We start from the raw sequence: 19,992 nt of genomic DNA, 5'->3' as shown, positions 1-19,992 counted from the left end.
TCTCCGCGATACTACATGTCGTAGTCAGGCGGCGAGGGTGTCTTACTCTCCTTCTTCTCGGGCTTCTCCACCACCAGCGCCTCGGTGGTAAGCAACATGCCAGCGATCGACGCCGCGTTCTGCAACGCCGAGCGCGTCACCTTCACCGGGTCCACGATACCCGCCTTCACCATGTCCACATACTCGCCAGTGAGGGCGTTCAGCCCGTGACCCTTCTCCATGTTCTTGACGCGCTCGACCACTACCGAGCCTTCCAGACCGGCGTTCTCCGCAATCTGACGCAGCGGCTCCTCCAGCGCGCGGCGTACGATGGCGGCGCCATGCTGCTCATCGGGCGTCTCGCCGATGCCGTCCAGCGCGGGGATGATGTTCAGGTAGGTCACCCCACCGCCGGGCACGATGCCCTCTTCCACTGCCGCGCGCGTCGCCGACAGCGCGTCCTCGAAGCGGTGTTTCTTCTCCTTCAGCTCGGTCTCGGTGGCTGCACCCACCTTAATCACCGCTACACCGCCTGCCAGCTTCGCCAGCCGCTCCTGCAGCTTCTCACGGTCGTAGTTGGACTCGGTTTCCTCGATCTGCTTCTTAATCTGGTTGATGCGCCCCATCACCGCGTCGCGGCTGCCCGCGCCTTCCACGATGGTGGTCTCCTCTTTGGCGACGATGACCTTCTTGGCGTGCCCCAGCATGGACATGTCTACGTTCTCGAGCTTGATGCCCAGGTCCTCGCTCAAGAACTTGCCACCGGTGAGGATGGCGATATCCTCCAGCATCGCCTTGCGTCGCTCACCGAAGCCGGGCGCCTTCACCGCCGCCACGTTCAGCACGCCGCGAATCTTGTTCACCACCAGCGTCGCCAGCGCGTCGCCTTCCACGTCCTCCGCGATGATAAGCAGCGGCTTGCGGGAGTTGGCTATTTTCTCCAGCAACGGTATCAGGTCTTGCGCGTTGGAAATCTTCTTCTCGTGAATCAGGATGTAACAATCCTCCAGCACCGCCTCCATGCGCTCGGGGTCGGTGATGAAGTACGGCGAAATGTAACCGCGGTCAAACTGCATGCCCTCCACCACTTCCAGCGTGGTGGTGGTACCCTTGCTCTCCTCCACGGTAATCACGCCGTCCTTGCCCACCTTCTCCATCGCCTCGGCGATGACCTTACCGATTTCGGGGTCGTTGCCCGCGATGGAGGCGACGTGTTCCACATCCTCTTTGGTGGACACGGGGATGGCGTGCTTCTTAATCTCCTCCACTGCCTTTTCCACCGCCATCTCGATGCCGCGCTTCACCAGGATGGGGTTCCCACCTGCGGCGACGTACTTCAGACCCTCCGCCACAATCGCCTGCGCCAGCACCGTCGCGGTGGTGGTTCCGTCACCGGCAACGTCGTTGGTCTTGGAAGCGACCTCGCGGCACAGCTGAGCGCCCATGTTCTCGAAGGGGTCTTCCAGCTCCACCTCTTTGGCAACGGTCACACCGTCTTTCGTAATGGTGGGCGAACCCCACTTCTTCTCCAGCACCACGTTGCGTCCCTTCGGACCGAGCGTCACCTTCACCGCATCGGCGACGAGGTTCACTCCGCGCTCAAGGGCGCGTCGCGCCTCCTCATCATACAGAATCATCTTGGCTGCCATCGTTCACACACCTCCTCTCCGTTGAGATTTAGCCTTCGCGGATTGCGTAAATCTGGTCTTCATCCAGAATGGTGTACTCTTTACCGTCCACTTCCACTTCGTTGCCACCATACTTGGAGAATATCACGCGGTCACCCACTTTCACCGACATCGGTGCGCGGGTGCCATCCTGCAACACACGACCAGGCCCCACAGCCACCACACGTCCTTCCTGCGGTTTCTTCTTGGCGGTGTCGGGCAGGAAGATACCGCCAGCGGTCTTCTCTTCCTCTTCAAATACCTCCACAACGACCTTATCCCCAATCGGTCTGAGCACTGCGTGCACCTCCTCTCACGGCAAATTAGCACTCGGAGAGTTCGAGTGCTAATTTTTAGATACCGCATTTTTCTGATAATGTCAAGGGTAGAGAAGCCACCCCGTCTGCAGGAAGAACCGGCAACCCGTCGAAAACTTTCGGGCAGAGGTGAGAGATGATGCGTTGCACGACCGGCTTGATGCCAGCGTTGTTGCTGATGGCGATTTTGGCGTTTTCGGGAGCGTGTACCAGCCCATTACATGCCAAACCACTGCGCGCGTTGCTCGTTGTAACGGGCGAAGGGCATGAGACAAACGCCATTTCCTCCGCACTCTCATGGCTGCTGAAACGCCATGACCACATCCAGTTCACCCTTCACAGAAACACAGATGCCCTGTCTTCGCAAGGACTAAAGGACACTGACGTGCTCTTACTTTTTGCACCCGGCGTAACGCTGCAGACGGAGCAACGGCACGCCGTGGAGCAGCTCGTGCAGCGCGGCGGTGGAGTGGTTTACCTGCACACCAGCCCTGCGCCCGCTGTCGAAGGTACGACAGGCAACGTGGTGGTAGAGGTGGTGCCGCCGTACCATCCGACGACACAGCATGTGCCTTCTTTCCAGATAACTGACGCCCCTCTGCGCGAAGAAGCCAGTCCGCCCGTCGGAGCACAGGTCGTCGCCCGCCAGAGAAACGGACAGCCGCTGGCATGGGTTCAGCAGCTGGGCAAGGGCAGAGTATTCGCCACTGCGCTCGGACATACGCCCGCGGCGTGGTGCCACCCGCATTTCCAGAAGATGGTGTTGAACGCCATCTACTGGTGCGCCGGACGCAAGCCTCCGCAACCGCGTGCGCCTCGCCCACCGAAGGGGTTCGTATCCCTGTTCAACGGGGTCAATCTGGAAGGCTGGGGGGAAGTCGGCCCGCCGTGTTGGTCTGCGCACGATGGCGTGATTGTGTGCACCGGTTTGAGCGAAAGCACGGGATGGCTGCGATCGAACCGGATGTACCGCAATTTCGTTCTGCGTCTGGAATACCGCATCTCTGCCGGAGGCAACAGCGGCATCTTCCTGCGCGCGCCCCACTACGGCAGGAGCTCGCGATTAGGTATGGAGCTGCAGATTCAGGACGACGGAACCGCTCCCCCAAGCAACACCTGCACCTCCGCCGTGTACAGCGTGGTGACGCCGCGCCTGAACCCTGCCAGGTCCGCCGGCGAGTGGAACCAGGTGGAGGTGACGCTGAAGGACAGGCACCTGCGCGTGGTGTGGAACGGGCATCTGGTGCACGATATTCACCTCGATGACCCTGCGCTGAACGCGAACCTGCCACGTACCCACCTCCTTTACCGCCGCCCGAACTGGGGCTATATCGGCTTGCAGAACCACCGCAGTCTGGTGGAATTTCGCCACATTTTCATCAAGGAGCTGGATTGAGTATGGGCGATCCGCCCGCGGGGAGGTGCGCAGGTTCGCCCCCTCAGTAACGCAGGCTGAAGCCTGCGCCTACACGAGGCTCTTGCCAAGCCGTCAAGACGTGGGAATGAAGCATGGGGGACTGCCTCACGCAGCGGGGCTATGCGCCAGCTCATGCTGTCTCGCCCACCGCGCGATGGCCTGGCGCAGATCGGCTTCGCGGAAGGGTTTGGCAAGGTAGTCGTCCATCCCTGCCTGCAGGCACAGCTCGCGGTCGCCTTCCATGGCGTTGGCGGTCATGGCGATAATCACCTGGTGGCTGCCCATTGCCTCTTCCCGCTGCCGGATAAGACGGGTAGCCTCATAGCCGTCCATTCCAGGCATATACACGTCCATGAAGACGAGATCGTACTGCTGCTGCGCGGTTTTGTCTATCGCCTGCCGCCCATCCGTGGCGATGTCCACCTCACAGCCCAGCTTCTGCAGCATCCGCACCGCTACCTTGCGGTTGACCTCGTTGTCTTCCACCAGCAGGATGCGCAGTCCGGCGAGCAACGGCTCCGGCTCTGTCGGTGTCGCCTCAGCATTGGCAGGTTGGGTAACAGCGTGCACCACCGGTAACGGCAGATCGACCCAGAAGGTGCTGCCCCTGCCCACTTCACTGCTCACGTCGATGTGTCCGCCCATCAGCTCTGCCAGCCGCTTGCAGATGGTCAAGCCCAGACCGGTTCCGCCGTAACGGCGAGTAGTAGAGGAATCCGCTTGCGTGAACGCCTCGAAGATGGCGTGCAGGCGTTCAGGTGGGATGCCGATTCCGGTGTCCTCGACCGACAGGCGAACCCATGCCCGTCCCTCTTCCTGCTGGAGTAGCTCCGCCCGCACCGCCACTCCGCCCTGCTCGGTGAACTTGATGGCGTTGTTGACCAGGTTCGCCAGAATCTGGCGCAGGCGCATGGGATCTGTTAACACGGCGTTCGGCAGGTCTTCAGTCACCTCTGCTCGCAGGGCAAGGTCTTTCTCTCGGGCGCGGGGCATGAACAGCTTCACCGTATCTTGCACTACCTCGCGCAGGTCGGTGGGCACGGACTCCAGCACCATCTTGCCCGCTTCGATCTTGGCGATATCTAGAATGTCGCTGAGGATGGAGAGCAGCAGGTCCGCGCTGGAGCGCAGGGTCTTGAGGTAATCGCGCTGCTCTTCGTTCAGCGGCGTGCTGAGCAGCAGCTCGGTCATGCCTATAATGCCGTTCATCGGGGTACGGATTTCGTGGCTCATGCTGGCGAGGAACTCCGATTTGGCGTGGCTTGCCGCCTCCGCCGCTACCGCCAGCTCCTGTGCTTGTAACAGGGCGTGCTCGAGTTCCGCGTTAAGGTCAGCCAGTTCCATCTCCGCTCGCTTGCGCTCGGTGATGTCGCGCACCACAGCGATGGTATTGCCAGCCTCTCCCGAAGCAAACCGCGCTTCGTAGTGCCGTATCTCCCCATTCGGGTGTGTTAGTTCGTACTCGCATTGCTGGAGCTCTCCCGTGCTGCGCAGACGTTGAAGGGCATCCTCCGTAACCTGCGTTACTGAAGGCGGTAGCAGCTCAGAAACCTTTTCGAACATGAACACTTCCGGTGGCAACAGCAAAGATTCGCGACGGTGGGCATGGTAATCGATAATCCGTCCTTCTGTGTCCAGCACAAAAACGAGGTCAGGCAACGCAGTCAAAATACCAGGCAACCGTTGCTCGCTTTGGCGAAGGCTTTCCACCATCCTGACGCGCTCCAGAACTCCTTCGGTGAGGTGGGCTGCTACCTGTAACAGTGTAATGTCCTCTGCCCGCCACAAGTCCGATTCGATGAAGTTGACAAAGGTCATGAACCCCACCAGCTCGTTACCGCGACGTAGCGGCAAAGCGATGATAGAGTTCGCAAGGGAGGCTTTGAGGGCACGTCGCGCGGGTTCTGCCTCGGGAGGCAGGTCGTCTGTATGCCGCACGACGATGGGCTTGCCCTCTTGCAAAGTCGGTAACGCCCACTGCACCTGATCCACTGGCAATTTGTTCGGTGCTACAGGGCGATTGTGGCTGTTCGGGGCGAACCATCGGTGCGATAAGACGAAAGCGTTTTGTTCCGTGTCCAGCAGCCACATCCCAGCGCGGTCGGCGCCGCATATCCGTGCAATCTCAGAGAGGCACCACTGTACCGCCTCGTCGAAGTTCTTGTGATGGATGTATCTGGATGCAATGGCTGCCAGGGTATTCTCGATATGCAATCGGCTTTGCAATTGCTGCTCGGTGTGCTTGAGGTCGGTAATGTCGTAAGACACGCCCGTTATGCCCACCACGTTACCACGCTCATCCCGATCGGGTACAAAGTAGCACTGATACCAGAGGTTGCCTACCTGAAGCGTCTGAGTGTGTGTCTCTCCGTTCAAAGCACGCCGGATGGCTTCCACCACCTCTGGATGACCTTTGTAAAGCTCCAGAGCGTTTTGCCCCACGACCTCACCGGGCGCGAGACCAAGCCGCGCCAGACCCTTACCCCCTGAGTAGGTAAAGCGCCCGTCAGCGTCCAGTGCGTAGATAACAACCGGCAGATTGTCACTGATGACCTGCAGATGTTGCTGGTGAGATTGTACCTGGGAGGCAATTTGACGATTGCGCTTGCATTTGTGCAGCAGGAGGCTGAGCAAAACACCTATTACCACCGAGAAGGCGATGTGAGCGTACGGTCGGTCTGTACGGGCCGGATAGCCGTGGATATGCCCCAGCATCGCCAGTACGACAACACCCACTGCAGCTCCAAGAACATACTCCGCCCATCGTGAACGGCAGATAGACCACATCGCCAAAACCTCTCCACAGGTTTTTTCCATAAAACGTACTCTTTCATACACTCTTTTTGCGCGGCGAACCACCATAAGGAATATCGGCTCTGGTTCGAGAAACATCATATAGACAAACCGTTTGGCGAAAGGGGGAAGGGGATGGAAAAGAAACTGCTGGTCTGCCTGCTCGTGGTGGTGGTTACGACCTCTGCCCTGGCTCAGCCCACCGCTGTAGAAGCGCTGGCGCAATCGCCGACGCAAATCAACGTCTACTGGCTTCCTCCTGCGGAAGGGGAGGTGCAGTCCTACATCGTCGTGCGCGATGGGCAGCCGATTGCCACCCTGACCGCCGACACACGACAGTATGTGGATGAGCCGTTGCTGCCTGCGCAAACCTATCGCTATCAGGTGATTGCAGTGATGGCAGACGGCACGCGCAAAGCCTCTTCGGAGGTGACCGAGCGCACCTTCCGCGAACTGCCGAAGCGCATTCGCTACCCGCTGGTGGTGGTGGGAGGCACCGCCTCCGGTGTGGGTGCGGCGGTTACCGCCGCCCGCGAGGGGGTTACCGTCGCCCTGCTGGAACAGACCAACCGTCTGGGCGGCATGATCAGCAACGGCGTCAGCCTTACCGATATGCGCAACCCCGCCCGTTCCAACGGGTTGTTTGAGGAGTTCCGTCGCGCGGTTCAGCACTACTATGGCACCGGCAACGGCATGGCGTACGAACCTCGCGTGGCGAACATGCTGCTCAAAGGCATCGTGGCGCAGCACCCGAATATTCACGTCTACTTCCGCGTGCGTCCGGTGGCGGTGGAGCGCAGAGACGGACGCATCCGCGCGGTGGTGGTGCAGGATATGCTCACCGGGCGTAAAGCCACTTTTGAAGGCGATATCTTCATCGACGCCACCTTCGAAGGTGACATCGCCGCGTGGGGAGGCGCACCCTTCCGCGTGGGACGCGAGCCTCGCTCACCCGAAGAACCGCACGCCGGGCACATCTATTACGACCGCGCCAACGACCGCATCCTGCCCGGCAGCACGGGTAAGGGGGACAAGCGCATCCCCTCCTACGCCATCCTGCTGGCGGTGAAGGACTACGGGCCCGGCGCGGATAAGACCATCCCGCAACCGCCCTTTTATGACAAGGAGAACTACACCCGCACCCCACCCTGGGAGAAGACGTGGGCGTACCTTTACGGGCGTTTCCCCGGCGGCAAGTTCGAGATTAACCAGCACCCGCAGGGCAGTAACCTGCCCGGCATCAACTACGATTATCCCACTGCCAGCTGGAAGCGACGCGACGAGATTGCCGAACGCTACAAGTGGCACGCGCTGGGTTATCTCTACTACATCCAGACCGAGCTGGGCTTGAAAAACATCGGGCTGGCGGAAGACGAGTACCGCGACAACGGCAATGTGCCGCCGCAGCTGTATGTGCGCGAGGCACGGCGCATCATGGGGCACGTGCTGATGAACGAAAGCGACGTCTGGAAGGCGAGAGAACGCCTCCGCCCCGACTCCATCGCTATCGGCGACTATCCGATGGACTCGCACGCCGTGCAACCCAAGACCGACTGGGACTCTCCCGACATGGGTGAGGGCGAGTTCTGGCTGGTGAATTACACGCCGTGGTATCAGGTGCCGTTCGGCATCCTGCTTCCGCTGCGCCTGCGCAATGTATTGGTGGCTACGGCGGTGTCCGCCACGCATGTCGCCTACGGCACGCTGCGCATGGAGCCGGTGCGCATGAACATGGGGCAGGCGGCAGGTGCGGCGGCGGCGCTCGCCCTGCGCTACGACACCGAGCCCAAACGCATCCCGTCGCGCCTCGTGCAGGAGGTGCTGCTGCGTTACGGGGTGTACCTGTACTGGTTCCCCGACGTGACGGCGGAAACACGCGGCTTTCGCGCCATCCAGTATCTTGCCGCGAGGGGATACTTCCCGGAGGAGCGGTTTGAGCCGGAGAAAATGCTTACCCGCGCCGACGCGGCACGCTGGCTGGCGCATCGCCTGAGGCAGGGAAATCCGTCGCTGCAGTATGCACGTCCTGCGTTGCCCTACGCCGACCTTCCCGAAGACCATCCCGCACGCAGGGCAGTGGAGTTGCTGATAGCAGCAGGCATCATCCAGCCGGAGGAGACGCAATTCCGCCCCGATGCCCCCATCTCGCGCGGGCTATTCGCGCAGTGGCTGGTTGGCGTGATGGTGAAACTGGGGCAGTGGGAACCCGCCCCCGCGCAGCAGGCGCGCTACCTGGACGTGCTGCCGGATTCGCCCTTCGCTGCCGCGGTGGCGACGCTGCGCAAGCGCCACATCACCTCCCTCTTGTGGGATGGTACAGAAGCCCTGCAGGAGGAGGGGGTGCGTTTCTTCCCCGAAGGGCCTATCACCCGCGCCGACGCCGCCCGCACACTCTATCTCACCGTGCGCGACACCATCTGGCGACCAGAGGATGCCGACTATGTGAGGTGAGGGTTATTCGGATAGCGGGAATCCACAGGCATGGTTCTGCGTATCAAACTATCGAGAACTCGTGAGAGGTGACATGATGCGACGTGCGGTCGTGTACGTGGTTATCGTGCTGATAGCGGGGCTGGTCATCTACGCCTTCCAGCCGCCGAAGCCGCTTGGGGAGGGCAACGTCGCCCCGAATGTGACGCTGAACCTGCTGGACGGACAGAACAAAACACTGGCGGATTACAAAGGAAAGGTCGTGGTGCTGGACTTCTGGGCGACGTGGTGCGCGCCCTGCCGCTTTACCATGCCCAAGATGATTGATTTCTACAACCGCCACCGCGACCAGAACGTGGAGGTCATCGGGGTCGCCGTGGATGTAACGAACCCCGCAGAGGTAGGGCAGTTCGTGAAAGAGATGGAGGTCAATTATCCGATTGCGGTCGACCGGGAAGCCGTCGTGAAACAGGCGTACGAAATCAAAAACCTGCCCACGCTATTTGTCATCGACAAAGAGGGCAACATCGTGCTGCGGCTGGAGGGTTATGACCCGCAGCACACAATACAGACGCTGGAGGACACCGTCAAACGCGCCCTGTAGGGGCAACCCTTGTGGTTGCCCCCATTGGTTTTGGTTGGTGGGTACAGGGCAACCCTTGTGGTTGCCCCCGTCGGTTTTGGTTGGTGATTACAGGGCAACCCCCTGTGATTGCCCCTGCGGGTGTTGAATGGCGGTGATGTAGGGGCAACCCTTGTGGTTGCCCCTACATTGTGGTTGCCCCCCCTACCCGACGCGCAACAATTTGATTTTGTTCGGGTCGTTCGTGCCGATGCCCATCTGCGCGGCGGTCTGCAGGTAGCGCACGGGACGCCCCACCTGCGCCAGCGGCGGCAACCCTATTTCCTTTCGCCGCGCCTCCACAATCTGCCAGCCAACCGTGTCGATGGCGACGGGGTCGGTCGATGCCAGAATGGCGTTGTAATCCCAGGCGTAGTCGCCCCGCAAGCCGGGTCCCCCCTCCGCGATGGGACGGATAGCGTCGCAGATGATAAGCCGCGTCTTCTGGCGAATAGCGGGCAGGGCGTTCAGGTCCGCCAGATAGGGGTCGCAGTTGTTGCCGTGATGCGCGCCCGGGTTGTCGAAGGAGCCGTAGTGGTTCTTGCAGGCGTTGGTGATTCCGGCGATGCTGTGGTCTTTCAGGATGGGCGCGTTCACCAGAGCAGTGATGCGCTCGGTGAGTATCTTGCTCAGGCGTCCGTTGAAAGAACCGCTGCGGGTGGGAGTGGGTTCGTAGTCGCCGTTGGTGCCGTAGCACTTCACGCCGGGTCCCTCGCGGTTCAACGTAAATCCCGACTTCGCGAGGTCGCCGTCGCTGCGGTCCCAGATGATGATGTTCTCCGGTTTCACACCTGCCAGCTTCAGCCCCTCCACGATTGCCATCACCACTTCGGGATGGGTGGACGCCCCCCGCCCGAACAGGCAGTTGACCTTAACACCCACCACATCCTCGGGCTTAAAGTAATGTTTCCAGGCGTTCTTGTCTGTTTTCTCGCCGCTGAGGCGACGCACCGCCTCGAAGACCATCGCCTGCACCACTTCCTGACGGATGCGGTGCCCCTCACCTTGCACGTTGGGGTTCTTCACCTCCACCACCGTGCTTTGCGGATTCTTTTTCTCCTGTAGAAGGGCAGCGAACACCGCCGCGGGGGTGTATATTCCCGCTCCTCTCATCATCAGGTCTTTGAGGAACTCTCTTCGAGATGGCATCTGCTTCACTCCTTTTTCTCCAGATGTCGTTCGTACAATCGCTTTTGCGCCTCACGGGTCAGATGACGCAGGTCGCCCAGCGTGGTCACGCGGATTGCCGCGATAGGTTGCACCGGACATTTGGCTTCGCACTCGCCGCAGCCCGTGCACAGGTAGTCATTGACGAACGGGCGGCGCAATCCGTCCACCACCTTCCAGTATACCGCGCGGTAGGAACAGTGCTCATCACACACCAGGCACTTCTTATCCTGCGCCCACACGATGCAGGTACTCCTGTCTATATACGCCCTTCCGATGAAAAGATACTTCTTTTCCTGCGGGGTGAAGGGCTGGATGGCATCGGTAGGGCACACGTCGCCGCACGCGGTGCAGTACTGGGCACAGTGCCCAATGCGCGGCACCAGAATCGGCGTCCAGAACCCTTCGATACCCGCTTCGCTCAGCGCAGGCTGTAGCCCGTTGGTCGGGCAGACCTTCATGCAAAGACTGCACCGCACGCATTTCTGCAAGAAAAGGTCTTCCCGCAGGCTGCCGGGCGGTCGGATGCGGGCAGGGCTGGACGCCTTGATAGGGGAGTTGCCGACCGTTTTCGACCCCGTATCGCCCACCGAGATGCCTGCCCACAGCAGTCCCAGCGCACCGAATCCCAGCAGACGACGCCGGTTCAAATCGGTTTTCGTTTCGAAGCCCTCACGGCGCAGGGTGATAGGGAAGGAGGTCGCCTGGGGTGCGCATACCGACACGCAGTTATAGCAGTAGATGCACTCACGTGCCAGATAACGGTGCGAGTCCGGCAGGATGGAGCCCATCTTGCACTCGCGGTCGCAGCGGTGGCAGGCGATACACTGGTCGGAATTCGTCTGCCTGCGCACGATGCCCCAACCGGAAAGCAGAGCCAGCAGCGCACCCAGCGGGCACAGGTTGCGGCACCAGAACCGACGGCTCACCAGTCCCAGCGCGAGGATACCCGCGAACAGCAACGCCGCCAGCAGGTTCATGCGGTAGTGCGGTTGGGTTTCGGGGATATACGGAATGTGCGTCAGCGCGGGCATCCAGTCCGCCACCGTCGGTGAGCCGGTGACCATTCGCCCCAGCAACGCCACCGGAGCGAACAGCACCCACACTACCGTTCGGGTGAGAATGGCAAAGGGGTCGAACAAGTACGCTACCTGAACGGAAAACAGCGCGGATACCAGCACTGCCGCGAGGATGTAGTACTTCACCTGTGGAAAGCCTTTCTCCCCCGCCGCCCGCCGTTTCCAGCGCACCAGAAAACGGTCGGACAGGTCGATGACGGTTCCCATGGGGCAGAACCAGCCGCAGAAGAACCTGCCCAGCACCACCGTCAGCAGTAGCATAAACCCCGCCAAGGGGATAAGCGCGCCGATGACCTCCCGCGAGGCGATGAAGGTGCTGAGCACCGCCAGAGGGTCGGCGCGGAAGAACAGGTCGACTGCGATTGGGGAGCGCAAGGGATACACGGTGAACGCCAGCAAAAGCAGGAACAGGGCGAGAAACGCTATCTGCGTGATACGGCGAACGTTCTGCATCCGCCAGAAGCGCGGGCGCACCCGCCCTGTTTCGCGAAACCGCTTGCGTGCCTCCGTAACCGTGCTCATCGGCTATACCCTGGTGATGTTCAGGCGGTTGAGGCGTGCCTCGCCCACGCCCAGCTGATGCGCGTGCATGATGTAACCGATGTCCTCTGGTTTCAGTCCGAACAGCGTGGTGGCGAAGGCATCCGCCGCCACCGGGTCCACCGCGGCGATAACCTGATTGGGTTGTCGCACTTCGCCCGGGCCTTTTGGCCCTTTGGTGACCAGAATGCGGGTAGCGTCGATGATGGTCAGGTGTGGCTTCACCGCCAGCGCAAAGTCGCCGATGGATTCGTGTAAGCCCTGCACGTGCCAGCTCTGCCGCTCCCACACAATGCCCATCAGGTTCTTCAGTCCCAGCGTCAGGCGGGTGGCGCTGTGGTCTTTGGCAACGGGCACGTTGATGAAGCAGTCCGCTTCCAGCACGTCGCGCACCACTTCGGTCTGATTCAACACCTTCGCGCCCGCGATTTGGACAGGGCGGTACATCCCCTTGTGGTTGGCGTTGACGATGATGGCGCCGCCCGCGTCCGCCACACGCCGTATCCCGCTCATCTCGAAGCAAACCGTGGCGGGTTCATCGCAGGTATGCTCGGCAATCAGGATGCGTTTCGCTCCTGCCGCTCTGCACATTTCGATGAGTGCGGCGATGACTTCGGGGTTGGTATTCGCCGCCTGTTCGGGGGTACGCAGCCATGCCGCATTCGGCTTCAGCACGACGGTATCGCCCGGCTTCACGAACTTTTCGATGCCCCCCAGCGGGCGAATGGCACGCTCTACCATCTCCTTCACGCTGCCGCGTGAGGCAACCGTCACGATATTTTGCACCCGCTTCACGTGTTCGCTTTTGGCACTATCCAGCGGTTTCTGTGCGCCGACCTGTCCGTTACTTCGCCCGGAACAACCGGCTACCGCCGCCAAACCTGCCAGACCCAGCCATTGCAACATCTCTCGCCGATTCATGGGGCAAACCTCCTTCCTTCTTTTGGACGCCGTATCGCTTGGAAACGGTACACTTTTTTGTGCTGTTTGGTTTATTTTATCTAGCTTGTTTATCATTATAACATGCCTGCGTCGAAAAGGCAAACGTGGTTGACCTTCACCAGAGGATGTGGTATGTTACGGATAGAGGTTCGCAGAGCCGTTGTGCGAGGGGAGTGAGAAGATGCCGGTTGAGATGGAGACAAACCGTCTGCAAAGCGTGCAGCGTTTACCGGAGGCTATCTATCCGGACAGTCCGCTGTACCGTCAGCCTCTGCCGATAGCCAGCGCGCGCCTGTGCGACTGCAAGCCCACGCATCTCAGCTGTCTGCCACCTGCGGAATGGGTGAAGTGCCAGGTGGGGGTCTGGCAGTTTTCCTACGAGGGGCGCGATATTCGGGATAAGAGCGTACATCCGGCGGTCTTTCCCATCGCGCTCGCGCGACGGGTGATCGAACTGTTTACCCATCGTGGAGAGCTGGTACTCGACCCGTTTGTAGGCAGCGGCACCACCCTGGTCGCCGCTCAAGACCTCGACCGGAATGCGGTCGGCTTTGACCTCCAGGAAAAGTACATTGCGCTCTGCGCACAAAGACTGCGCACCTCACTTCCGCTCGGCAATACCCAGCAAGTGGCCGTTCAGGACGATGCGCGTCATATTCCCCTGTACCTGCAGGCAGGCACAGTAAAACTGATATGGACGTCGCCTCCTTATGCGAACCTGCTCAATCGCCCGCGCAAGAACAAATCCAGAAGACACCGCAAGAACGAGCAGTACGGGAAGGTAGAACAGTACAGTCAGGATGAGCGTGACCTCGGCACCATGGCGCTGGAGGAATACACACAGGCAATGGGGGATATTTTTGAATCGCTGTTGCCTCTGTTGCAGCCCAGGGCACACTGCGTCATCAACGTGCCCGACATGTGGTGGGAGGACGAACGCATCACCATACACATTGCCCTTGTCGAAGAGCTGCGCCGGCGTGGTTACGAGCTGCGCAACATCATTATCTGGGACCGACGCAATCTGGTAAACGGCATTGGTATCTTCGGATATCCTTCGAACTACATTACGATGGGCACCACTTTTGAATATCTGCTGGACTTTTGGCGACCAGAATGACACCAGAGATTGTCTCCAAAGAGGATTTAATCGCAAAAATACGATTGATCGCCGAACGGGGATGGCACCGTAGCGTCAAACACACCATCAACACGCGCAACGACGGAGCGGTAGGTAATACCCTCGAGGCTTTACTCGGTATTCGTGAGAACAACCTGCCAATCCCTAACGCACAGGAGTGGGAGATTAAAGCGCAGCGCAAAGCCTCTACCTCGCTGGTAACCTTGAAACATGTGGAACCCTCTCCGCGCGCCTGTAAAATTGTCACTATGGTACTTTTGCCTGTGTATGGGTGGCGCCACCCTCTTGCCGGCAAGAGGTACGACGAAGAGGAGATGAGCTTCAGACAGACGCTCCGCGCCTCACAGTTTACTGACAGAGGGTTTACCATCGTGGTCGACCGACACGCAAGGAAAATAAGGGTCTTGTTCGACCCTGAGAAGGTGAACACTGCTGTCCCCGAAATAGCAACATGGCTGGAAGAGGTTATTGCCCGCGGCGGAGGCACCCTGAACCCGGAGCCTTTCTGGGCGTTCGACGACCTCGGCCCTTTAATCGCTCAGAAGCTGCGCAACTGTTTTTACGTCGTCGCCGATAGCAAAATAGAAGATGGACACGAATGGTTTCAGTTCAAGGAGCTTTACCTTCTATCCGGCTTTAGCTTCGAGCGTTTTCTGCAAGCGGTCGAGACGGGGGATGTGTTGATAGACTTTGACGCGCGAACCAAACACAATCACGGCACAAAATTCCGTCTTCGCCAGGGAGCATGGCCCAGTTTGTATACCAATGTGCAGTGCATCTTTACTCTGGATTAACCTCCTATCCTGCCGATGGATTCCCGCTGAAAAAACCCGCAATTTTATGGAATAACCCTCTGGTAAGACATTGCGACAGAAAGGAAGTTACGGGCGATGGCTTTACGGGCGGCTTCGACGCATCAGGAAGAGCGCGTTATCCGTCGTGTGAAATGGGCATTTGGAGGTACCGGAGCTGCACTTGGCGCAATACTACTCTTCCCCGTTCACCCCTTGGCGGCTGCAGTGGGAAGCCTGATTGGCGCTTTCGCCGGGGTGCTGTTCGCATACCGCAAGGCGGTAGTGGCTCTGGCGCGCAAATGGTCGCTGGAAGACCCACCCCGTACCAGCCGGGCGGCTTTCGCCTTCTATCTCGCCGCCTTGAAGTGTAACCATCTGGACGATATCAGCCGAACCCGACTGGAAAGATGTCTGGTGGAGGCAGACGTTGACGCCGGCGTCTTCTCCGTCGGCCGGGTGGGAGTGTACCGCCGTCGTTTTACCGTACAACCCGATGACCCCGGACCGGCTTTTCTGCTGGCGGCAGCATACAAGCAGGGCTGGCTTCCACAGGATGAGCAGATGATCCCGGTATGGGTGCGGGTAGTTCGTGAGGAGTGGAAAGAGCACCCCCTGTGGGAACGATTTGGACTGTCGCGTAGCAAGATGCTGGAGGAGCTTGCCAACACCATTGTGCGCGAGGGTAATGTCACCCCGGAGTGCGTCGAGGTAGTGTCACAAGCCTACACCGAGAACCCCCGAAACCAGAGTTGGCTGACCTACCTGGCGCGCGCCTACCCGCCCCGTACCGACCCGCAGGCTCTGAAGGTGTATTATGCCTTCTTCAAGCACGCGCCCCGTGATGCCGCCAACACGCACTTTCTGGCAGAATGGGTATCCGGACACCTGCAGGGCAAACCGTGGGAGGCAGAGGTGCTGCGCGCAGCGATTGCCCTGGGCGGAGACGCGCGTCAACGCTACGTGACCGCTCTGGCAAGATGCCAGATGCTGATGCACTGTTACGATGAAGATGCCCTGCCGGTATATCGCGAAGCATTTGCCCAGAACCCGGAGGATATGCACACCTTCGCCGCGCTGGTAACCGCATTGGCGCGAAACAACGTGTACGATGAGCAGGCAGAAGACCTTTACCAGCGAGCCATCAAGAATGAAAAAGCACTTGCGCCCGTTGTGGAGGAGATAGGCGGCGATATCCGGGATGTGCAGTGCGCGTTGGCGCATTGCCTTGCCCAGCGTGGAGCGCAAACGAAAACAGCCATCAGCCTCTACGCCAGAGCATTTGAACACAACCCATCAGACGTCGCTGTGGCCTACGCCTATGCTCAGGCTCTGTCGAAGGCAGAGGACTACTCCCAGAAGGCACTGGGAGTGTACGCGGTTGCCCATAAAAACTACCCGGACGACGCAGAGATACTGGTCGCGCTGGCAAAGGCGTACGCGCAAAACGGCGTGACCAACCACGAAGCCACTTATGTCTACCAGAAGGTGCTGCACGCTCGCAAAGAGTGGCCCGGCATGTGCGAGAGCGTCGCCGCGCTGTATGCCGGAGAAAAACGTCCACCCGAGCTGGCAGTGCAGCTGTGGAAGCGTCTGGCAGAAGAGCAACCGCAGAACGCCCGGGTGCGCAAGTGGATTGCTGCCGAGTATCTGCGACGACGGGAGGCGAAGAACGCCCTCACCTACTACCAGATGGCTGCGGAAATCGCACCCGACGATTTTGAGGCGCAGCTGATGACCGGCAAACTCCTGCTGGAATACACGAACGACCTCAACGGCGCACTGCAGGCACTGCAGGCGGCTGTCGCGCTGCAACCCTTAAATCTCGAGGCGAATCTGCTGCTGGGCGATACTCTGGCGCGACTGGAGGTGTATCCCGCTGCGCTGATGGTGTTCGAACATGTGCTGGACAACATCGACAGCGACAACGTACATGCCCTGCGCATGGCAGCGCAAATGAAACACCTGACCGACCACGATGTACTCGCAGCTGTCAAGATGTATGAACGTGCGGTCACCCTCGAGCCCGAAAACATCGAGGTTTGGAAAGAGTTTGCGGAGTTCACCAAAGACCACGGTATGGTGGACCGGGAAATCCGCGCTCTGGAGACGCTCACTCGCCTGGACCCGCGCGAGAGTGCGCATCACGTGCGATTGGGAGAGCTGTACGTGATTGACGGCGATTTCCGACGCGCAGAGGAGCACCTCCGACAGGCGATTGCACTGGGCGCGCAGGGTACTGCGGTATTTACCCTGCTGGGTGAGGTGGCCACTCGCGTGCGGCGTAGCGCGTAACGGTGTGCCTTCCTACCAATCTCCTGCCCAATTTGGTATACTAAAAAGAAAGCCCGCAGGAGTAAAGCGATGGCACATCACATACGCGAGGGTCTCAGTTTCGACGACGTATTGCTGGAACCGCGCGGTACGGAGATAACCCCCGACCTCGTGGACACCTCTACACGCCTGGTAGCGGACATCATTCTGCGCGTGCCTGTTGTCAGCTCGCCGATGGATACGGTGACGGAAGCGCGCATGGCTATCGCTATCGCGCGAGAGGGCGGTGTGGGCGTCATACACCGCAACATGAGCATCGAGCGTCAGGCGGAGGAGGTGGATAAAGTCAAGCGTTCGGAGCACGGCATTATCGTTCACCCCATCTCTCTCAGCCCCCACGATACCATCCGCGATGCGCTCGCCATCATGGAACGCTACCATATCTCCGGCGTGCCCATCACGAACGAGGAAGGCGTGCTGGTAGGCATCCTCACCAACCGTGACATCCGCTTTGAGCAGAACTTCGACCGGCGCATCGACGAGGTCATGACGAAGGAGGGGCTGATTACCGCGCCTGTGGGCACCACCCTGGAGCAGGCTCAAGAGATACTGCAGGAACACCGCATCGAGAAGCTGCCTATTGTGGACGAACATTTCCACCTGCGAGGACTGATTACCATTAAGGACATCCTGAAAATCCGCCAGTACCCCCAGGCGACGAAAGACAGCAAAGGACGTTTGCGCGTAGGGGCAGCGGTGGGCCCGCTTCGCCAGACTCTGGAACGGGTGAGTGCGCTGGTCGATGCAGGGGTGGACTTTGTGGTGGTGGACTCGGCGCACGGACATTCTGCGGGCGTCATCAACGCGGTGAAAGCCATCAAGCGTGCATATCCGAACCTGCCGGTAGTTGCGGGCAACGTGGCGACCAAAGAAGGTACCCGCGCCCTGATTGAAGCAGGAGCGGACTGCATCCGCGTGGGCATTGGCGCAGGCTCCATCTGCACCACGCGCGTGGTAGCGGGGGTGGGTGTGCCACAGCTGACCGCGATTATGGACTGTGCCGAAGAAGCGGCGAAGTATGATATACCCACTATCGCCGACGGCGGTATCCGCTGGTCGGGTGACATCACCAAAGCGCTGGCAGCAGGGGCTTCCTGTGTGATGGTCGGGAACCTGCTGGCGGGCACCGAAGAGGCGCCCGGCGAGGTGGTGCTCTATCAGGGACGAGCCTACAAGGACTATCGTGGTATGGGTTCTATCGGCGCGATGCAGGAGGGCAGCAGTGACCGTTACTACCAGCAGCGCGTCGACCGTTTCGTGCCGGAGGGCGTGGAAGGGCGCGTCCCCTACAAGGGACCCGTTTCGGAAACCATCTACCAGCTGGTGGGCGGAGTTCGCTCCGGCATGGGCTATCTGGGCGCGAGAACGCTGGAAGAGTTGCGACAGAACGCGCGCTTCATCCGTATTACTAATGCGGGATTGCGCGAAAGCCACCCGCACGACATCTGGATTGTGAAGGAGCCACCCAACTACGCTTCCGGTTGGGGCAGCGGGCAGCTTTCGTCAGAAGATTAGCTGCGGATGGAGGAGCATGAACGGTACCAATATCAACCGTGTGATGTTCGCGCTCGCCGTAACGGGGCTGGTTATCGCAGGGCTACTGTGGTACTGGCATGTGCAGAACGCCGAAATCCCCTGCACGAACGCCGGTTGCGACCAGGTAGCCAAACACCCTGCATCTCGCCTTTTTGGCATACCCGTCGCCGCCTACGGCACGCTGTTCTATCTGTCCTTCGCCCTGCTGTGTGCCCTGCGACCATCGGTGTCCGCAGAACATCAGAGGCTGTTTGCGCACCTGCTGTTGCTGTGGGGCACGGTGGGCTTTCTGGTTTCACTGTATCTTACCTACCTGGAGCTGTTCGTCATTCACGCGATTTGCCAGTGGTGCCTGGCGTCTGCTATAATCGCTACGGCACTGTTTGTGCTGAGCTTGCTGGCGTGGCGACAGCCGCATCTCATAACCACACCATCTGAGGCATAGTGAGGAGAAAATGAAGTCGGAGACCCGTTTTCTGTTAATTATGCTGGGGTTTGTTCTGATTTTAGGCGCGGGATTGGCGGCGCTGAATTTCTACACCCGTCCACCGCAACTCCCCGAACCGAAACCCGTGGAGATTAAACTCAGTGACCTGGTGATACCGGGCAGACCTGAGAAAGGCAATCCCAACGCGACGGTGGTTGTCGTAGAGTTCAGCGATATGCAGTGTCCTTCCTGCCGTCGGGGGAATGAGACCATGGAGCAGTTACTACTGAAGTACGACGGTAAAATCCGTGTGATATTCCGGCACTATCCACTGGACATCCACCCGAAGGCACGGCTGTTCGCGCAGGCGGCTGAGGCAGCACACCGACAGGGCAAGTTCTGGGAGATGCAGGACCTCATCTTCAACGAACAGGACGCCAGCGAGAAGCGTCTGGAAGAGTTTGCACGCTCGCTGGGCTTGAATATGGAACAGTTCCGCAAGGACATGAAAAGCAAGGAAGTGCAGGAGGCGATTGTCAACGACCTGGTCACAGCACAGCGATATGGAGTGACCTCGACACCGACTTACTTCCTGTTTGTGGGAGAGAAGGGTCAGATGATTCAGGGACACCTGACCCTCGCCGCGGAGATGCAGAAGGTGATGGAGGGCGACTGATGAGGGTGTTCGAAAATCACCTCGCGGCTTGTTCCAGCGACTGAAGCGACACTTTCCTGTCATGCTGAAGTCTATGTTGTTTGTCAAGGGCTACCAGCCGCTACCCCCCCACAGCGGGCATATACTCAGACACG

Annotated in this window: 15 protein-coding genes; 9 read left to right on the top strand and 6 right to left on the bottom strand. The window is 59.7% G+C overall.

Annotated elements, in window-relative coordinates:
* Window positions 1-11: 11 nt before the first annotated feature.
* Both groL and groES read right to left on the bottom strand, forming a co-directional pair.
* Window positions 12-1,628 (bottom strand): chaperonin GroEL, encoded by a 1,617-nt coding sequence (gene groL, locus K6U75_07750; protein ID MCL6474928.1) that lies wholly within the window; start codon window positions 1,626-1,628, stop codon window positions 12-14.
* A gap of 28 nt (window positions 1,629-1,656) precedes the next feature.
* On the bottom strand, window positions 1,657-1,944 hold the full coding sequence (groES, locus tag K6U75_07745; GenBank protein ID MCL6474927.1) for a co-chaperone GroES: 288 nt from the start codon (window positions 1,942-1,944) through the stop codon (window positions 1,657-1,659).
* Between the two features lie 155 nt (window positions 1,945-2,099).
* Between groES and K6U75_07740 the strand changes: the two genes are divergently transcribed.
* Window positions 2,100-3,359 carry a DUF1080 domain-containing protein gene (locus K6U75_07740; protein ID MCL6474926.1) on the top strand — a complete coding sequence of 420 codons (1,260 nt, stop codon included), beginning with the start codon at window positions 2,100-2,102 and terminating at the stop codon, window positions 3,357-3,359.
* A gap of 126 nt (window positions 3,360-3,485) precedes the next feature.
* Here the strand turns inward: K6U75_07740 and K6U75_07735 are convergent, their stop codons facing one another.
* Window positions 3,486-6,197 (bottom strand): response regulator, encoded by a 2,712-nt coding sequence (locus tag K6U75_07735; protein MCL6474925.1) that lies wholly within the window; start codon window positions 6,195-6,197, stop codon window positions 3,486-3,488.
* A 111-nt stretch (window positions 6,198-6,308) separates the two neighbouring features.
* On the opposite strand from K6U75_07735, the gene K6U75_07730 reads away from it, so the two are divergent.
* Both K6U75_07730 and K6U75_07725 read left to right on the top strand, forming a co-directional pair.
* Window positions 6,309-8,624 (top strand): FAD-dependent oxidoreductase, encoded by a 2,316-nt coding sequence (locus K6U75_07730; GenBank protein MCL6474924.1) that lies wholly within the window; start codon window positions 6,309-6,311, stop codon window positions 8,622-8,624.
* 76 nt (window positions 8,625-8,700) lie between these two features.
* Complete coding sequence (locus tag K6U75_07725; protein MCL6474923.1) at window positions 8,701-9,207, top strand: TlpA family protein disulfide reductase; 507 nt, start codon at window positions 8,701-8,703, stop codon at window positions 9,205-9,207.
* Window positions 9,208-9,390: 183 nt separating this feature from the next.
* On the opposite strand, the gene K6U75_07720 is transcribed toward K6U75_07725, so the two are convergent.
* From K6U75_07720 to K6U75_07710, 3 genes are read right to left on the bottom strand one after another with little or no spacing between them, the layout of a single operon-like run.
* Complete coding sequence (locus K6U75_07720) at window positions 9,391-10,374, bottom strand: DUF362 domain-containing protein (GenBank protein ID MCL6474922.1); 984 nt, start codon at window positions 10,372-10,374, stop codon at window positions 9,391-9,393.
* 5 nt (window positions 10,375-10,379) lie between these two features.
* Window positions 10,380-11,993 (bottom strand): 4Fe-4S binding protein, encoded by a 1,614-nt coding sequence (locus tag K6U75_07715; GenBank protein MCL6474921.1) that lies wholly within the window; start codon window positions 11,991-11,993, stop codon window positions 10,380-10,382.
* Between the two features lie 3 nt (window positions 11,994-11,996).
* Window positions 11,997-12,932: a DUF362 domain-containing protein gene (locus K6U75_07710; GenBank protein ID MCL6474920.1), complete on the bottom strand. Its 936-nt coding sequence runs from the start codon at window positions 12,930-12,932 to the stop codon at window positions 11,997-11,999.
* Window positions 12,933-13,146: 214 nt separating this feature from the next.
* Here K6U75_07710 and K6U75_07705 point away from each other — a divergent pair, with 214 nt between their 5' ends.
* The 6 genes from K6U75_07705 to K6U75_07680 all read left to right on the top strand — a co-directional run bounded on the left by K6U75_07705 (window position 13,147) and on the right by K6U75_07680 (window position 19,858).
* The gene (locus K6U75_07705; GenBank protein ID MCL6474919.1) at window positions 13,147-14,073 is read left to right on the top strand and encodes a site-specific DNA-methyltransferase; all 927 of its coding nucleotides are present in this window, start codon (window positions 13,147-13,149) and stop codon (window positions 14,071-14,073) included.
* Window positions 14,070-14,888 (top strand): MvaI/BcnI restriction endonuclease family protein, encoded by an 819-nt coding sequence (locus K6U75_07700; protein ID MCL6474918.1) that lies wholly within the window; start codon window positions 14,070-14,072, stop codon window positions 14,886-14,888. The genes K6U75_07705 and K6U75_07700 overlap by 4 nt, the downstream gene beginning before the upstream one ends.
* A gap of 96 nt (window positions 14,889-14,984) precedes the next feature.
* Window positions 14,985-17,180: a tetratricopeptide repeat protein gene (locus K6U75_07695; protein MCL6474917.1), complete on the top strand. Its 2,196-nt coding sequence runs from the start codon at window positions 14,985-14,987 to the stop codon at window positions 17,178-17,180.
* Between the two features lie 69 nt (window positions 17,181-17,249).
* Entirely contained in the window at window positions 17,250-18,734 is a 1,485-nt protein-coding gene (gene guaB, locus K6U75_07690; GenBank protein MCL6474916.1) for an IMP dehydrogenase, read from the top strand.
* 16 nt (window positions 18,735-18,750) lie between these two features.
* The gene (locus tag K6U75_07685) at window positions 18,751-19,200 is read left to right on the top strand and encodes a vitamin K epoxide reductase family protein (protein MCL6474915.1); all 450 of its coding nucleotides are present in this window, start codon (window positions 18,751-18,753) and stop codon (window positions 19,198-19,200) included.
* A gap of 10 nt (window positions 19,201-19,210) precedes the next feature.
* Entirely contained in the window at window positions 19,211-19,858 is a 648-nt protein-coding gene (locus K6U75_07680; GenBank protein ID MCL6474914.1) for a DsbA family protein, read from the top strand.
* Window positions 19,859-19,992 lie beyond the last annotated feature (134 nt).

It is taken from the genome of Bacillota bacterium, from assembly GCA_023511455.1.
Classification (GTDB): domain Bacteria; phylum Armatimonadota; class HRBIN16; order HRBIN16; family HRBIN16; genus HRBIN16.
Note: the sequence above shows the minus strand (reverse complement) of the source record. Positions and strands in the feature narration are given on the sequence as shown.

What these genes read in the sequence shown, in the direction of transcription:
- groL (MCL6474928.1), bottom strand. Translation starts at nt 1,628, where the DNA reads ATGGCAGCCAAGATGATTCTGTATGATGAGGAGGCGCGACGCGCCCTT.
- K6U75_07740 (MCL6474926.1), top strand. Translation starts at nt 2,100, where the DNA reads ATGATGCGTTGCACGACCGGCTTGATGCCAGCGTTGTTGCTGATGGCG.
- K6U75_07735 (MCL6474925.1), bottom strand. Translation starts at nt 6,197, where the DNA reads ATGGAAAAAACCTGTGGAGAGGTTTTGGCGATGTGGTCTATCTGCCGT.
- K6U75_07730 (MCL6474924.1), top strand. Translation starts at nt 6,309, where the DNA reads ATGGAAAAGAAACTGCTGGTCTGCCTGCTCGTGGTGGTGGTTACGACC.
- K6U75_07725 (MCL6474923.1), top strand. Translation starts at nt 8,701, where the DNA reads ATGCGACGTGCGGTCGTGTACGTGGTTATCGTGCTGATAGCGGGGCTG.
- K6U75_07720 (MCL6474922.1), bottom strand. Translation starts at nt 10,374, where the DNA reads ATGCCATCTCGAAGAGAGTTCCTCAAAGACCTGATGATGAGAGGAGCG.
- K6U75_07715 (MCL6474921.1), bottom strand. Translation starts at nt 11,993, where the DNA reads ATGAGCACGGTTACGGAGGCACGCAAGCGGTTTCGCGAAACAGGGCGG.
- K6U75_07710 (MCL6474920.1), bottom strand. Translation starts at nt 12,932, where the DNA reads ATGAATCGGCGAGAGATGTTGCAATGGCTGGGTCTGGCAGGTTTGGCG.
- K6U75_07705 (MCL6474919.1), top strand. Translation starts at nt 13,147, where the DNA reads ATGGAGACAAACCGTCTGCAAAGCGTGCAGCGTTTACCGGAGGCTATC.
- K6U75_07700 (MCL6474918.1), top strand. Translation starts at nt 14,070, where the DNA reads ATGACACCAGAGATTGTCTCCAAAGAGGATTTAATCGCAAAAATACGA.
- K6U75_07695 (MCL6474917.1), top strand. Translation starts at nt 14,985, where the DNA reads ATGGCTTTACGGGCGGCTTCGACGCATCAGGAAGAGCGCGTTATCCGT.
- guaB (MCL6474916.1), top strand. Translation starts at nt 17,250, where the DNA reads ATGGCACATCACATACGCGAGGGTCTCAGTTTCGACGACGTATTGCTG.
- K6U75_07685 (MCL6474915.1), top strand. Translation starts at nt 18,751, where the DNA reads ATGAACGGTACCAATATCAACCGTGTGATGTTCGCGCTCGCCGTAACG.
- K6U75_07680 (MCL6474914.1), top strand. Translation starts at nt 19,211, where the DNA reads ATGAAGTCGGAGACCCGTTTTCTGTTAATTATGCTGGGGTTTGTTCTG.